General features: G+C 36.6%; 12 protein-coding genes. 2 read left to right on the plus strand and 10 right to left on the minus strand.

Features of this window, described 5'->3' with window-relative positions; translation table 11 throughout:
• Both NSQ68_RS18375 and NSQ68_RS18380 read right to left on the minus strand, forming a co-directional pair.
• Positions 1 to 1,395, minus strand: coding sequence for a TldD/PmbA family protein (locus tag NSQ68_RS18375; RefSeq protein ID WP_342426791.1), 1,395 nt, complete (start codon positions 1,393 to 1,395; stop codon positions 1 to 3).
• Positions 1,396 to 1,799: 404 nt separating this feature from the next.
• Complete coding sequence (locus NSQ68_RS18380; RefSeq protein ID WP_342426792.1) at positions 1,800 to 2,105, minus strand: hypothetical protein; 306 nt, start codon at positions 2,103 to 2,105, stop codon at positions 1,800 to 1,802.
• Positions 2,106 to 2,710: 605 nt separating this feature from the next.
• On the opposite strand from NSQ68_RS18380, the gene NSQ68_RS18385 reads away from it, so the two are divergent.
• Both NSQ68_RS18385 and NSQ68_RS18390 read left to right on the plus strand, forming a co-directional pair.
• Positions 2,711 to 3,268 carry a papain-like cysteine protease family protein gene (locus NSQ68_RS18385; RefSeq protein WP_025718165.1) on the plus strand — a complete coding sequence of 186 codons (558 nt, stop codon included), beginning with the start codon at positions 2,711 to 2,713 and terminating at the stop codon, positions 3,266 to 3,268.
• A 117-nt stretch (positions 3,269 to 3,385) separates the two neighbouring features.
• Positions 3,386 to 4,171: a hypothetical protein gene (locus NSQ68_RS18390; protein WP_342426793.1), complete on the plus strand. Its 786-nt coding sequence runs from the start codon at positions 3,386 to 3,388 to the stop codon at positions 4,169 to 4,171.
• Between the two features lie 337 nt (positions 4,172 to 4,508).
• Here the strand turns inward: NSQ68_RS18390 and NSQ68_RS18395 are convergent, their stop codons facing one another.
• The 8 genes from NSQ68_RS18395 to NSQ68_RS18430 all read right to left on the minus strand — a co-directional run bounded on the left by NSQ68_RS18395 (position 4,509) and on the right by NSQ68_RS18430 (position 12,789).
• A complete protein-coding gene (locus NSQ68_RS18395; RefSeq protein WP_342426794.1) occupies positions 4,509 to 5,390 on the minus strand; it encodes an IS3 family transposase in 882 nt (293 codons plus the stop codon).
• 8 nt (positions 5,391 to 5,398) lie between these two features.
• A complete protein-coding gene (locus NSQ68_RS18400) occupies positions 5,399 to 5,695 on the minus strand; it encodes a transposase (RefSeq protein WP_342426795.1) in 297 nt (98 codons plus the stop codon).
• A 353-nt stretch (positions 5,696 to 6,048) separates the two neighbouring features.
• Positions 6,049 to 6,321: a hypothetical protein gene (locus NSQ68_RS18405; RefSeq protein ID WP_342426796.1), complete on the minus strand. Its 273-nt coding sequence runs from the start codon at positions 6,319 to 6,321 to the stop codon at positions 6,049 to 6,051.
• 648 nt (positions 6,322 to 6,969) lie between these two features.
• Entirely contained in the window at positions 6,970 to 8,910 is a 1,941-nt protein-coding gene (locus NSQ68_RS18410; RefSeq protein WP_342426797.1) for a hypothetical protein, read from the minus strand.
• Positions 8,907 to 9,398, minus strand: coding sequence for a hypothetical protein (locus NSQ68_RS18415; RefSeq protein ID WP_342426798.1), 492 nt, complete (start codon positions 9,396 to 9,398; stop codon positions 8,907 to 8,909). The genes NSQ68_RS18410 and NSQ68_RS18415 overlap by 4 nt, the downstream gene beginning before the upstream one ends.
• Positions 9,385 to 10,683, minus strand: a complete 1,299-nt coding sequence (locus tag NSQ68_RS18420; protein WP_342426799.1) for an SIR2 family protein — start codon at positions 10,681 to 10,683, stop codon at positions 9,385 to 9,387. The genes NSQ68_RS18415 and NSQ68_RS18420 overlap by 14 nt, the downstream gene beginning before the upstream one ends.
• A 787-nt stretch (positions 10,684 to 11,470) precedes the next feature.
• On the minus strand, positions 11,471 to 11,674 hold the full coding sequence (locus NSQ68_RS18425; RefSeq protein ID WP_342426800.1) for a hypothetical protein: 204 nt from the start codon (positions 11,672 to 11,674) through the stop codon (positions 11,471 to 11,473).
• 5 nt (positions 11,675 to 11,679) lie between these two features.
• Positions 11,680 to 12,789 carry an ion channel gene (locus NSQ68_RS18430; protein ID WP_342426801.1) on the minus strand — a complete coding sequence of 370 codons (1,110 nt, stop codon included), beginning with the start codon at positions 12,787 to 12,789 and terminating at the stop codon, positions 11,680 to 11,682.
• Positions 12,790 to 13,498: the final 709 nt, after the last annotated feature.

Below are 13,498 nucleotides of genomic sequence, written 5' to 3' on the forward strand. Positions count from 1 at the left end.
TTATTCCCCCTTCCGTCCGCCGACGGTCATCTCGGACACACGAATCGTCGGCTGTCCGCAGTTGACCGGAAGACTTCCGCTGACCGAGCCGCACATCCCCTGACCATGATCCAGATTGTTGCCGACCCTATCAATATTTTGCAGGGTTTCAATCCCTTTACCGATCAACGTTGCGCCTTTGACCGGCTCGGCAATTTTACCGTTGCGAATCATGTACGCCTCTTCGACTGCAAAATTAAACTCGCTCGTCGAAGTATTCACCGAACCACCGCCCAGCGATTTGGCATAGATCCCGTACTCTGTATTGGCAATGATCTCTTCACGGGTCGAATCCCCGTTCGCAATAAACGTATTGTTCATACGGGAGGCAGGCGCGAATTTATAGGATTGTCTTCGTCCTGACCCTGTCGCAGGTACACCCATCTGGCGCGAGCCCATGCGGTCGATCAGGTACCCTTTTAAAATGCCGTTCTCGATCAATATGTTACGCTGTGTCGGCGCTCCTTCATCATCGATATTGAGCGAGCCCCATGCGTTCGGAATCGTTCCATCATCTATAGCTGTAACGAGTGGTGAAGCCACTTGCTGCCCGATCTTATTCGCAAACACGGAAGTCCCATGCGCCACCGCCGTAGATTCCAACCCATGTCCACACGCCTCGTGGAAAAGAACGCCGCCAAAGCCATTCTCAATCACGACAGGCAGTCTGCCGCTAGGCGCATATCCCGCTTTGACCATTGTGGACGCAATGCGAGCAGCGTGTCTCGCATTTTCTTCGATATTCAGACTCTCCAGAAATTCAGTCCCAGCATACGCTCCCGGCCCACGGAACCCGGATTGTCTATGCTCCCCAGCGATCGCAATCGCGCTTATTCTCATCCGTGTATACGTGCGGGTATCCTCCACCAACAGCCCGTTGCTATTGGCGATCAACACATTCTGGATCGAGTTGCTAATTCCAACAGAGGTTTGCGTAATGGAAGGATCGTATTGGCTTGCCGCCTCATGCGCCCGTCTCATCATGTCGATCTTGGCGCGTTTCTGCGAACCGTCAGGAATGATCGCAATCGGATGTTGATTAGGGATCGCATGGGGGTGGAGTGTAATGGTGTGTGTACCTGGTGCTCCACCTCTGCGAATGGCCTTGGCAGCCGATTTGGCGAGTCGGATCAGGCTCTGGTCGCTCATATCACTGGTGTAGGCATACACCGAAAAATGCTCCTTCATGATTCGAATGCCAATCCCAAAATCCCGGCCTGACAGCGCCGTATCCACGACGCCCCCGGTCATGCCCAGTTGTCCATTGGTACGGTCCTCGACGAACACCTCTGCAAAATCTCCGCCCGTCTCCAGCGCGGCTTGCAGCATATCCTGAATCTGTGTTGGATGTATCATCACGTTCCTCCTCGTTTTTGCGATGTTTCATATTGTACGGTTAAACGTTCAAGATCATATGCGGGTTCATGTCTATTTCCCATAACTTTACTATACATGATGTTGGGAGTGGGTGTAACTATCTGGGTGGCAAGTGATTTGGAAGGGAGTGAAGATTTATGCGCGGGGATAGAGGGATTGAAATGAGAAAACCCGATCAGACCGAGAAGAGTCATGTCGGGTTATTTGGGCGTTTTGATTACTGGGTGGATTGAGCAAGTACATGCATATGAGGCCGCTACGTAGACGGATCATTCTTCCGATCGCTGTTGCCCCCAGATTTTTTTGATTATATTTTAACGGTAAAAATCCTGGTTCAAAGGCGAACGCTCCGCTTCTTCAGAACGATTCCGTCCCCTCCGCTGCTATGCTTGGGTTTGCTTCATTTTGTTTGCCAAAATACTTTTTTTCAAACGAACTTTAAACAATTCCCTGCGAAGGTCCAGTTCCATAATATGAAGATGGTCGGCCGCTTCTTTGACGGTTTCCATGTGTAATACGCTCGCCTTTTGAGAAATAATAGCTAGCGCATCCCAAATGAGCTTTGTGCATGTTTTAAGTCTCTCTATTTGTTCGTCTTCCTGCTGTACTAAGCTCTCGTATTCTTTAGCCGTATTTTCAGATGAGTTTGTATGTTCCACGTTCTTTGGTATCTTGGGTTGGGTATCCAAGTTATCATCTCCTTTTTAATCAAAGTGTAGCAAAGGATGATGCTGGATGTGGTACGTGGATACGTAACATTGAAATGATCATGGGAAGTGACCTGGAATACTTCACTATGAAAGATATAAGGAAACAATTTTCGGAAATGAGAAAATAGTCGTTGTCAATCACGCTTGGTATCATCACCGTTTGATTTAATCACCGCTATACGAGAAGGTTAAAAACCTTTTTCTGCTTGAATTTGTTCAAGCAGATTTATTTAGTTGAGAAAAGAAAAATAAAAAAAGAGCTGCGAAAACAGCTTAACAGATACTTAATAATCACACGCATTATGTTACTTTTTCAAAACTAGTATCCATATTTCACTTTTGAAATTCGGTGAGGTTATTTTTTCGCAATTGGTCATGCGTGTAGCCTCCGATATTATACCTTCACTTTAATAGACAGCAATTGGACAAACTTCACTGAAGTATATTGCAGAATCAAGATAACAAAATTTCAAGAGATTTACAATATTTTTTCATTCGACAAGATGTCCCTTACTTCGATTGTTATAATAGGATATTATTTCAATGTTGTCCAAATAAATAACAAAACGAAGGTGGGAAAGAAAATGAATCACAGAAAAAAATTATTATTAGTTCTTCCATGCTTATTACTCTCTTTTTCCTTGTTTGCCTCTAGTGCTCTCGCTTATGTAAACTACAAAAATAACTCCGTATCTGCACAAGTTCAGCAGAAATCAAATTGGTGTTGGGCAGCAGTATCTAGCATGCTTGCTAATTATCTTGGAGCAAATGTAACTCAATCACAGATTGTCACTAAAATTTATGGATCTCCTGTTAATAATACAGGCACTGTTTATGATATGAAAAATGCGCTAGCTAATTGGAAAGTAGAATCTACACCAATACGTTCTAAAGTTTCTTTTGGGGAAATCATTAGTAACATTGACAAAAATATGAACTTAAATGCAGCAATCGCTTGGACTAGTGGTGGTGGGCACGCTCTGCTTATAAAAGGATACTACCAAGATACAAGTAGATCTATACAAAATGTGTACTATATTAATCCAGGTGATGGTTCTGCCACAGTTAGAGACTATAACGAGTTTGTAAGCAACAGTTCTTGGGATTGGCGTAATACTTTGAGTGATGTATATGTGAATTAATTTACAAATAGTATATTACCGAATTGTTAGCTTAGGCTTCGCCTTAGTCTGAGATGCGATCTTATTCAAAAGCATGTTAATAAAGTAGTTCAATTATATTCAGGGAGGCTCTATTCAATGAAAAAAAAGCTAATCTTATCGTTTTTATTGATGTTTAATATACTTTTATTTAGCTTCAATAATTTAATCATTGCTCAATCTGATGAATCAACTCCAGATGCTCAAATCAAAGCGAGCATAGAAAGTGATTTCAAACTGAAATATGTTGATTCTTTAAATGCTGTAAAATCAGATTATACACTTAAAGCGGAAGAAAATTTTGAAAATGCACAATTAAGTTCAGGTACTGCCTTTTATAAGGTTACTGATGATGTATATAGCAGCGCTATAGATTTTGCAGGATATATTTTTACGTTAAAGACTAATGATCGAGAAGTTGCAACCATTTATGCAAGTTCTAATACTGGATCATGGAAGATATCCAGTATTAGTAATCGAGTTAATTCTGAAAATTCTTTATTAGCAGCGGAAGCCACTCTTTCAAAAAATGAAAAGGTAAAACTTATTGATGATGAAAGGTATGGACTCAATGCTTTACTTATTGAAGGAGGAGAAAAAGAGCGTGTAATAGATCTAAGTGGTAATGGAAAAAACGTTAACAATATTGAATCTAGCTCAAATAAAACAATTTCAAAATCTTTATTTGACCAAAAAATAAAAGAAATGAAGGCGGAAAGATCTGGACCAGCCACCAAAGATGGAGCTGTTATAATGGGAACAGGTCAATTCGATTTTAATGAGCCTTCGAAGGCTTCGAGTAATGTTCCAACAATCTTATTTTCTCTCGGCATTATTTCATTATTCCCTATTTTCATAATCTTAAAAAAGAAATGGAATTCTTAAAGATATTTTTTTGGTTTTGCTTGTTCAGCTACCTTAGATGAGAGAGGCGTCAGGGGACTTTCATTCTACTAATCCTCATTTTTCTGTCCAACTAACTGTAGCCAGTCCATTGATTCATAAAGGAGAACATAAGAAGGATTGCAAAAGCCTCTCTTATAAAAAAGAAAAGCATTTTTATCATAATCGGAGTCGTTTCAGCAATTTTTACCGTCTTTTTCTTTTTAAACCAGTCGATAACCTGCATGTGCCTTTTCAATAGTTTTTACACATACAAAGAAAAAAGTCTTCCTGTAATGAAGTGAACCCTGTCAAGTAGACAGCTATCAAAAAGCAATAATTAAGCAGCCTGAGTCCTGTATTCATAAGGAGTCAGGTTGTTTAGTTTCTCTTGAAAGCGTTCATGGTTGTAGAAATGGATATACTTTTGAACAGCATGCTCCACCTGTTGAGCTGAATGGAAGGCGTGGAGATAGAAACACTCGGTTTTAAAATGACTGAAGAAGTTTTCTATACATGCATTGTCCCAGCAGTTCCCTTTTCGGGACATGCTGGCCTGTATTCCGTATCGCTTGAGCAGATTGGTATATTGGCGAGAGGTATATTGAAATCCTTGGTCGCTATGCAGTAGAACACCTCGCGCATCCTGTCGCTTCCTTGCCTTTTTCACGGTATCCAACACTAGGCTCAAATCGTTTCTGCGGCTGATCTGGTAGGCAACAATTTCGTTGTTAAAAAGATCCTGAATCGCAGAAAGGTAGAGCCTCTGTCCATTGAATATGAGGTAAGTGATGTCTGTTACCCACTTCTGATTCAGCTGGTCGGCCTTAAATTCCCGGTTCAGATGATTGCCAGAAATGACATAGGCTTCTTTCTTGCCGTAGTAAGGTTTCTTCCTACGAATGATCGCCTTGATTCCCAGTTCACCCATAAGTCTCCGTACACGCTTATGATTTATATGTATGCCATAGATTCGATTCAACCAAACCTTTACCCTGCGATAGCCGTATATTCCTTTCAGCTTCTCGTAACAAGACATAATCTTTAGCTTTATAGTTTCATCTTCCCGCTGTTTTTGTGAAACGAACATCTTCCGCTTTATCCATTTATAAAAGCCGCTTTTGGATACTCCGGCCAGTTCACATAGTAGTACGATGCTATGTCCCTTACTAAGCAATTCTTGGATCACCGCAAATTTTTTACTCTTGGGTACAGCCTCCATTCCTCCTTTCACATCTGCAAGAGCTTTTTTAGCATTTCATTTTCTGCTTCGAGGCGTTTCAGCTTGACCTCAGGGTCTTCGGGGCGTGTTCGAGGTCTGCCGATGCCAGGCCCTTTTGCTTTGCCTCGTTTTTCCTCTAGACCTTTCATTCCCTCGGCTTTGAAGTGTCTCACCCATCGGCGAACCAGCGAAGCGCCAATCTCCATTTCTCGTGCCACGTTTTTATATCCGATTCCCTTTTTGAGGTACAGATCCACTGTCTTTTTCTTGAAGCTCACATCGTAAGTTTTTCTTATTTCTCCCATAGAAAAATCCCCTCCATAATAGACAGATTAGTCGGCTTGCTTTTTTCTGTCTACTATGAGGGAATCATATCATAACGGGGAGGCTTTTTTTTATTATTCAAAGGAAGCTATATGAATATATTTTTTGACTATACTTCAGGTACGATAGGAAGTTCGATTTTATGCTCTTTGGCTTTTTGGCTAATTTTTTGGCGCCGCTTTTCATAATGTTTTTCTTCTTCCATATAAACTTGAAGCTTAGTGTACATTTCCTCTTCTTCGGGTATACGATGATATGGAAGGATCATCTCTATATCTTTCGTTAAGGGTATTTCTTTGTCGGGGGAGAATACAGATGGTTAGCTACTTCATATCTACAGGAAAGAGATACACATCTGTGTCGTTAAAGCATTGCGCGTCAAGTTTTTAGAAACGGTAGATTTAGTTGGTTCGGTTCCAAGGAAAACAAGTGCCTTCAATGCTTCGGCGTATTTCTCTAGTACAAATAGCTGACGACATTCTTTGTTCTGAGCACCGGAAAGGACATTATCCAGAAATAAATAGGTATGCCGAGCAATCTCTTGACCGTTTGTATTTGAATAGATGGCGGGGAAGCCCTTTTCCAGCAAACATTTTGAGTTTGTCATTATCCTCCTCACTACGTCCACGTCCCGTTTCAAATGATTGGGAGGAGATTCTTCTTTTTTCTGATGGGCTTGCTGTTATTAGATTTTAGATTGGAAGTATCTTGATTCGTTATGTACTCTACTGTAGCATCAAATTTCTTATTCATTATTTTCTCGTGCAAAATGTAATACATAAAGGTTTCACTTGCTTGCTATGCATCTACTTGAGTGTAGGTCAGCGAAAATTCGCCATTTTGCTCTGTTACATCATTAAGTTGATATTGCCATAGGTGATATTGTCTTTTTTTGATCATACGTTATCCTCCGATAATATTAATGTAAATATAGAACTAATGTTCTTATTTCATTATATCGAATATGGGTTCTCATTTGAATAGTTAGTTTAATATAATTTTTGAAAGTGGAGGAAATTTGGGGTGAGAACGAGAATAGAGACTATTTTATTAAATCATTATTTCGCGCTCCTGATCCTAACCTATCATTATATATCCCTCCAGAAAGATATGAAGAAGAGACCTAGCATCAGTTGTTAGGCCTTCAACAGGCTTAAATTAAATTATTTAATTTAATGGAGGGTCGGACATAAAAAAGAATTACATCCAATATTCAATGAATTATTACAATAGCACCAGTAATGAACCATTATGTCTAATTAAGCTCAATATACTCATTAGCTGAAAGATTAACCAACCCTCTTTCTCCACTTAGGAAAGTATATTTAGTATAACTATCAACTAAACTCGGTGGAGTGTTTTCAACAATAATAATTTGATGATTAGCACTAAGTTCAATAATTATTTTATAAATTTCTTCATAAACCTCCGGATCATGAATAAGATCTTTCTCCGAAACGTCAATCTTTTCTATACTCTCTTCAGTTGGACCCTGCTTCTTTAGAGTTCCTAAGTACTTACTCAATGAGTCCAACATTAATATGCCCGGGTGTCCTGAAGCATAAGCTTCACTTTTACTTGAAAGAATAGCTGATAGGTAAGAGAGTTGCATACATAAAAGCAATCCACCACTTTCATGATCGTAAACACTTGATCCAAGATAATAGGGGATATAAGTATCTGAGTCAATATAAGTTTCAAAGCTGCTATCGTATTTAAATCTGCTCATGTAACTCTTATATTGCTTATTCAAATAATCAAAAACCACTTTTTTATATGTTTCACTTACTTTAAGGTTTTCTAATTCTCCCTCTAATCGTTTTACCTCTGCTTCTAATTCAGCAATAAGCTTTTCTTTCTCTACCACTTTATGATGTATCCTCAAGCATTCTTTGATAATTTCTTGCTCTCTACTCAATTTATTTACAATGCTGTTGATACTATCAATTTGTGATAAAAAAGGTACCTCAGTTTCTTTTGTAAACTCTGCAACTGCGTTATTTAGAATTTTTTGCTTCTTTTTAAGCCGTAATATTTTGGTATTTAATTGATCGATTATGGAGTTATCATTTTCAATCATACTAGTTACTAATTTAATTTTACTTGTAAGATCATTTTTTATTTTATTTAGGGTGTTAATAGAACTAACTCCTTGTTGGTCGTGTGATCGATGTGGAACAGTTGAATTACAAAGTGGACATTCAATATTTTGTTCTGGAATTATAAGTTTATAATTAATTTCCAATGTAGCATCTGTTTCTGCTCTCTCATACTTGTACTCTTGTTTCAATAACTTCTTTGAATTGACTGACAGTAAGTAGTCATTCCTTTGTCGTTCAAACTCAGACATCTGGTTTGCAATTTCAGTTAGTTCCTTTTTCAAAGCTACGTACATCTCATTCTCATTGTTTTTATTACTTTTACTGTTTTGAATAATTGAAGCCTTTTCTTTTTTCCTTTGATCTATATCAGCAATATACTCCCCTTGTTTATTCCATAAGACTGTATAGTCCTCCGCATCTTTATCCCTTAAATAAGATTTTAAACCAACTACTTCTTTATTAGCTTGTTCGATTTTGTTTTTAGCATTTACCAATTGTTGTTTCAGGTTATCCTTATCTGGGTCGATTAAATCGAACATTAGTTTAAAGGCATGAGGATTTTTGTACCGTTTATAAGTGGTTTTATTCGACAAAAAATCATGCGTCCCAAGTTCATGCTGATGAATATACACATACCTAAAGATATCTCGAAAAGATACTGTTTCTAGCTCCTGCATAGTACTATGTTTCTGATGTTTTACCAACTTGTATTCATTAATATTTAACTTTCTCATTAGAAACTGCATAAGCTCATCTTTATCTACTGTCTTTTGAGTATAACCATCCAATTCATCGAACGCACAAAAATAAACACTCATTTTATTTTGTTTCTCTTTTAGCAAACGCTTTATCGTTAACGTCTCATTATCTATTGTGAGCTCAAGAAAAATTTGATCGCAGTTTTCACTTAGTTCTTTTTGAACCTTTAAATCAATCTTCTTACTTTTACCCAGACAATAATCAATTAGACTAAGAATTAAAGATTTGCCTGACGTTTTGTCCCCACTTATAATAGTGAGGTCTTTATTAAATTTTATTGTGCGTTTATAAGTTACTCCTTGGAGGACTAACTTATTAAAAATCATGCGACTCATTGCGTTCCCCCCTTTAATACCTTTATATTTGCAGTTGAAAATTCTATAGTATCAATAGCATTTAAGTATTTATTTACAATTTTTGTTAAATGATCCGAATCAAGTGTATTCACAAAGGATATACCTAAAGAAGTTATCCTGACTTTAATATCATCAAATTTAACGAAGGGGCTTCCCTTCACCTCTATAAAACCAAGCTGTGACAACTGAAGAAGTAGCTGGTTAATACTATATTGAAACCTGAAATACTGATTTGTTGAAAATACCTTATTGGTATCTATATGCGACAAAAAAAGCCCTATCAAATCAAAATTTACAATACTATAATAAAATACAATCTCTGAAACTTTTCTATATTTTTTAGAATTTCTCAATGAGTACGAATATAGAAGCAATATTGTCTTGATTAAATCTAACTTTGTATTTTCGAATAAAAGCTGGACGGAAGGTGGAACAGAACCTAAATTCACGTTTTTATAAGTCCGCAAGTCTCTTATCCCCCCACCAAATTTCATTATTTTCGTCAGCTAGAAGATGTATCAAACCTCTATTTTCGTTATCATCAGATTTATTTTCTTTGAATAATTCTGCATACCGCCCAAAATCAATTGTTTCTAAGCTTTTATGCACGACTGTTACGAACTCATGACTATTTCCATATTGCTTATAGGTATCAACATACCTTTCTTTATATTTTCCAAACACTTTATAGAAAATTGCATCGATAACACTTATATGCATGCCACTTTTCTTTAATTGTCTTATATACTTCTCCGCTGCAATATAAAAAAGCTTTGCGAGTTCAACCGTTCCTGTATCTACATCTTCAAGCCTCAACTTTCTATAAAACAAGTTGCTTTCAACATCTTGATTTATATCCGATAGACCAGCACCTACAATTACGGAGTGTCCCGTCCCTCCATCTGTAAGAGTTCTATTCTCATCGATCGGATCAAATGGTTGGGATACTATATTTAATATTTTTCTTATCTCCAGCGGGTGTGAAGAGCCTTCTGTACTATACGGTATAGTAAGCAATCCATATTCCTCTCTAAGAACTCTAATTTTCTCTTCTGGTGGATCACATAAAAGAATGTAGTGGGTTACTTTAAAATAATCTTTATGGTCTTGAATCAATTTCTGTATAAATTGATCATCAAATGAAAACCCCATAAAAAGAAGTTTTTTGGTTCCAGTTACAAGTTTTAAAATATTGTCGTATTTCTTTTCTTCATATAATTTCTCATAGCTTTGTCTACTGAGAACTATAGTTCCTGCATTACTTGTAAATCCATGAAGATGACAGACACGTTTTTCATCAAATAAACGATGAGTGTTAAAGTCTATATCCTTAAGCAGAATCGGTATATGATCACAATCCAAATAACTATTAAGTAAATTCTCATAGTTCGTTGTCAGGTGAAGTTTGAATTTCATTTTTCCTAAGTCTGAATAGTTATGTGAATTTTTATCTGTAAGCTTAACCTGTCGTTCCTTTATTAGAGCCACAATTGCCTCTTGTATATCTTCATCAAGGATGTTAGCGAACTTTTTCAATTCGTCAATTGCTCCCCAATAATCGTTAGTGTCAAGATGCCATTTTACCGCCTCTGTGATGAAAGCTTTATTACCTACTGCATATTTCTGGGTGATTTCGTTAATTAGGTTTCCCCAAGTTGGAACCTTGAATGGAACGGATAACCCAGCTCCTATAAAAGGGACTACTTTATCAGCATGATAATCTTTCCTAAGGTTCTCTAAATGAAGACTCATAATATTCCCCCTATTCATCTCATAGTTTGTCTTATTATTCCATTTAATAACTAGAACCTAATTATTCTAAATTCTAGAAGTGGAATTACACCTTTTTAGTAATAAATCGGCTCTTCGCTATACTGCGTGGTTAAAGATGCTTTTAATCGGTTGGTAGAGCGATTTGACATGGAGCCTCTGCGGGCATGAGTACTCGCGAAAGCCGCGAAGCATAGGGACTTCGCGATGCTAACCAGCTTATCATGCCCGCCCCTCCATATAAAATCACAGCCTATTTTACCCATGTCGAGTAGCGAAGAGGCGAAATATTCCCAGTGAGACCAGGTATATTAAAGTAAATACCAGCCCACCTATAACAAATAATCCTCTCAATACATGGGCAATTTGTCTTCCTTCTGCTAAAAGTTCTCACCGCTTGTTTTCACCTCATCAGAATATCTAAACCTATAAAAAAGGACTATATACCCAAGCCCAAGGAAATACCTCAGCCCATTATTCTACTAAATCCTGCATAAATCTTCTTTTTTTCTTACACTATAGCATATTCATGGGGATATATGGAACAAAAAAAGACCCTAAACAATACTAAGGGCCTAATTTATATTTAAGTCTAGAGTAGAGGCTACCAACTAAGCTTGTTGAATGTTTTCTCTGTATACTTGAGGAAACAAATTTCTCGTCAACCGGACGGTCATGAAGGCTGTCCCACACTGCATGAGTAAAATTATGATTCGCAGTGATCCCGGCTAATCTATAGAACTGCTTTCGTAATACTTTTATCTAAATTTTAATTCAAATATTTTTTAAGCAATTTACTGAACAATCCCTCTCTTCTGGGGCGCGGTAAAAAGTTGCCCTCTTCATCATAGATTTTTTTCTTTGTTAATTTTTTCTCAGGATTTTGAGAAGCTATATCATAAGCTTTAGAAACAATCATAGTAAAGAATACTGCTTGAGAAATATATCCTATGATCATTTCTACAATACTCAATATTTTCAAATCTCTTTGGGTAAAAAATCACCATATCCAACAGTGAAGAATGTAGTTGCACTAAAATATATAGCATTTAATGGAGTCAAATAATATTGTGGTGTTCCAGTTTTTCCTTCAATAATACTTAATACCTGATACTCATTTTCTGGTATAAATATATAATCTCCCATTGGGCGCTTTATCTCTTCTTTATAGTTAAGTTTAAAATCAGGTAATAAATATGAAATTTCGCTTTCAGTTCGTAAGTTGTTCGATTGGCCCATATAAAAAGTGCCAAATGAGAATATTACAAATGTAACATATAGAAAAATAGCTAAAGAAACTCGAAAAATACTTAAATTTTTTCTTGAATATATCATATATATAAAATCATAAATACAAAAAATGATGGATAGACCCACAAACACAGAAGGCAGCCAATAATATATATGTTTTTCGTTGTCTGTATATATGCCCAAACTCACTATAGGAACTACAAAAAAAGTGAAATAGTAGAAAAGCATACTCCATAAACTTTTATTTCTTAAGTAATATAGAAAACTACAGATACTAATTAGTGCAAATATACAAACTAGGAGTACACCCAATTCATAAAAGTTACTGTTCCCCGGGGGGGTTGTATCTTTAACAAATATAGTGATATCCCAAAGTCCTGCTTTCGACATCTTCGCTTCTTCTTGAGTAATTATTAAATTTAGAATTCGTTCCTTGTTATTTGACGCGACAACAAACCCTTGCTTGACAGCAAGTTGATTAATCGAATTCTTTTTCATTTGGTCTAAATAAACTATATATTCTTCTTTTAAAGGAACTTTTTCTAATATTATGTACCTTCCTACCAATAAATCCTTATAAAAGGCAATTGCCCTCGACCTTAATTCTTCAACCGATTCCCCTTTAAATGATCCAGCGCCTAGCCCAAAAGGCGTACCATCTTGGGTTATTACTTCATATGATCGCTTAAAATGATCATTATATTCTTGATAAAAATAGTCGCTAATACCATACAATTTAATTATCTTACCTTGTTCCACTTGAATTGTTTTAAGATCAATTATTTTCTCAACTTTAGTTTTTACAATTTTATCACCATTTGAATTCTGAGCAAACAATAAACTATTTTCTGTACCGAAAAACAAAAACACTACAATGAGTATGGAAATAAAATTTTTAATGTCATTCCCTCCTAAATTACAATAGGATTATTCAGGTAAAAATATTTATCTATCTACATTCAGGCTCTATATAAATCGAAAGATAGTTTCTATATCGGTCACAAAAACCCTTTGTTTCATACTATTATGACCTATTTCAGGGAATTATTTAATATGTATTCGGTATATTGGTGATTTTTCTTTTATTACTTTTAAAAAAATTCATTAGGATTTGAAACTGCCTTTCATCTCTTGCCTATCAATGTTTTCACGTTCCTATAACTACCATCCACATTGTCGAGATCATGTAAGAAATATATTTCTTTTTATTATTTTTTACCTATTCCTTCAAAATTTCTTTCTCCTCGTAACAACCTTAGTTTCAGAAAACCCTCTATCCCTCTTAATTCTATCGAACGCATGAGCTACAATTGAACTATATTGGTTTCTATGTACCCCCGACTACAATTAAACCGGCATCATGACCTGACACCTTTTTAGAAATTCACAGTTGCAAGTAGACTCCTCTATAACCTCTACCTTCAAAAAGTAAACATAGTAAATCCCAAAATGAATGGGTCATTCTGTAAACTAACTCTCTCTTTTAACCTATAAATACATATGCTGGGTTGTTTATTAAATATCACCTCTCGTCTCTTTATAGCGT

Origin of the sequence: Paenibacillus sp. FSL L8-0158, assembly GCF_038592965.1 — a bacterium.
Classification (GTDB): domain Bacteria; phylum Bacillota; class Bacilli; order Paenibacillales; family Paenibacillaceae; genus Paenibacillus; species Paenibacillus polymyxa_D.